The following is a 2,532-nucleotide window of genomic DNA, read 5'->3' as shown; positions in this document are numbered from 1 at the left end:
TATTAGACGACAATTAACTTGACCAGTCGCGACAACTAACTTGTCTGGTTGAGAGAAGAGAGAAAAAACGAAAGCACTAATTGTCACTTACCAAAAAGCGATCTCAAAAAAAGACCCGCAGTCATAGAGAGGAGGAAAGTAGACAAAAAGCAAAAAAAGCCTTATGCCGTTCCCTAATAGTTTTCAGGGAACAGGCCAATGTCAGGCAAATATATTCAACCCCATCAAATCCAAAGCTATATGAAAGGGAGAGCAATCGGGCACACACAGCAGGAATCAGCGCAAGTCGCCAATATTTCTGAACGTAGTGGCAGACGAATAGAAACAGGACAACATCAACCGCAAGCAGGAGAAAAAAGAAAAGGGAGAACTCGACCAGACCCGCTGTTAGGAGTGTGGGATAACGAGTTAGAACCAATGTTGGTCAAAGAGCCAAAACTAGAACCAACAACGCTTTATGAATATCTAATCGATAAATATCCCGATCAATATCAAAAATGCCTACGCACAATACAAAGGAGAGTGCATCACTGGAAAGCGACAAAGGGCAAGCCCAAAAAAGTAATGTTTCCGATGGTTCATCCACCAGGAGAAATGGGATTATCCGACTTTACCCAACTCAAAAACGTCAAAGTCACAATTGGAGGGCAAGAGTTTAAGCACTTACTCTACCATTACCGCTTAGCATACAGCGGCTGGCAATACGTTGAGATCGTCCAAGGAGGCGAAAGCTTTATCAGCCTATCACAAGGACTTCAGAACGCTTTAACGGCATCTGGTGGGTCGCCCCAGCAACATCGCAGTGACAGTCTCAGCGCCGCGTATAAAAATTCAGGAGGTCACAAACAAAAACAACTAACCAAGTTTTATGAAGAACTCTGCACTCACTATCATTTACAGCCGACACGCAACAATCTTGGCATAGCCCATGAAAACGGCTCGATAGAGTCTGCTCATGGCTATTTCAAACGTCGCTTAGAGCAAGCAATGCTACTTCGCAATAGCTTTGATTTCCAGTCAGTGGCTGCGTACCAAAATTTCATTCAAGAGGTAATTGACACTCTTAATGCCAAATGTTCTGAACGCTTTAGGTCGGAGAAATCTCATTTGCAATCATTACCCAAATATCGCTACCCAGACTATGAAACGATCTCAACTCGAGTCAGCGTCAACAGCACGATCATGGTGCGCTGTATCCTTTACTCAGTGCCATCACAGCTCATTGGTGAGCGGTTGAGCATTCACTTGTATTCAGACCGTTTGGTGGGTTACCTCAATCTAGAGGTTGTTTTTACCATTTCTCGTTTACGCAGTCCCGATCGCCATCAACGTCGCGCTCGCTGTATTGATTACCGCCATCTAGTTTTCAGCCTTCGTCGCAAGCCCAGAGCTTTTCTGCATTGCCAATGGCAACAGGATATTTTACCTGATGCACAATGGCGTTCCCTCTGGCAGAAACTTAGAGCGAAATTCGAGGCTGATACTGCCGCCCGTTTGGTGGTGGAAGCTCTCTATCTCGCCGCAGTCCATAACTTACAAAATGCTGTGGCTGATTATCTTGAACAGCAACTACAGCTTGGCTTGCTGACACTTTCTGGGCTTCAACAACAATTTGCTTTGCCAGCTACTTCTGCACCATCTTTAGTAATTGAACAACATTCTCTTTCTGTTTATGATCAATTCCTCCCCACTTTCGCTGCCAGAGATACTGAATCTCCAACTCCAACAGTTACGCCTTTCGCGGATGCTCCAGCATCTGCCATCCATTGAACAGCAAGCAATTCAGGATAATTGGTCTTATACTCAATTCCTCAGTTCTTTGTGTGATTTTGAACTGTCTCACCGTCTTGACGCTCGCTTGCATCGTCTGTTACGAGAATCTCTGTTGCCGAACGGTAAAACGTTCACCAGCTTTGATTTCACCCATTGCCCTAGTCTCCAACCTGCTCCGATCTTGCAATTAGCCCAAGATGATGGTTGGCTGACCCGCGCTGAGAATCTACTGTTGTTTGGTCCTTCTGGTGTGGGCAAAACTCATCTGGCGGCGGCTTTGGGGCGCTCTATGCTGGAGTTGGGTAAACGGGTGAAGTTCTTCAGTGCTGTGGCTTTGGTGCAGTCTCTCCAGCAGTCTAAGGTTGATTTACTGCTTTCTCATGCTCTCACTAAGCTTGACCGTTTTGATTTATTGATTGTTGATGATCTTGGCTATGTCAAAAAGTCTGAGGCTGAAACTTGTGTACTATTTGAGTTAATTGCTCATCGCTATGAGCGTAAAAGTCTTATCATCACGGCAAATCAGCCTTTTAGTCAGTGGGATTCTATTTTTACTGATTCGGTTATGACTGTTGCTGCGGTTGACCGACTCTTGCACCATGCTCTAATTATTGAGATTCAGGCTGATAGTTTTCGTAAACAGGAAGCTGCTGTTCGTTGTCTCAACTAATTGTCATTTGCCGTCGCGTCAATTATTTTTTCTTCTCTCAACCAGCCAAGTTAATTGTCGTCATCGGACAAGTTAGTTGACATTTAACA

2 protein-coding genes are annotated in these 2,532 nt (G+C 44.7%); both read left to right on the top strand.

Translation table 11 applies throughout. The annotated features are described in order from the left end of the window. Positions 1 to 198 precede the first annotated feature (198 nt). Positions 199 to 1,770 carry an IS21 family transposase gene (gene istA / locus CQ839_RS24515; protein ID WP_103670920.1) on the top strand — a complete coding sequence of 524 codons (1,572 nt, stop codon included), beginning with the start codon at positions 199 to 201 and terminating at the stop codon, positions 1,768 to 1,770. Further along, entirely contained in the window at positions 1,706 to 2,443 is a 738-nt protein-coding gene (gene istB, locus CQ839_RS24510; protein WP_308455535.1) for an IS21-like element helper ATPase IstB, read from the top strand. Before istA ends, istB begins: the two co-directional genes overlap by 65 nt. Positions 2,444 to 2,532 lie beyond the last annotated feature (89 nt).

The organism is Pseudanabaena sp. BC1403 (assembly GCF_002914585.1).
Classification (GTDB): Bacteria; Cyanobacteriota; Cyanobacteriia; order Pseudanabaenales; family Pseudanabaenaceae; genus Pseudanabaena.
This window is presented reverse-complemented; position numbering and strand designations above follow the sequence as displayed.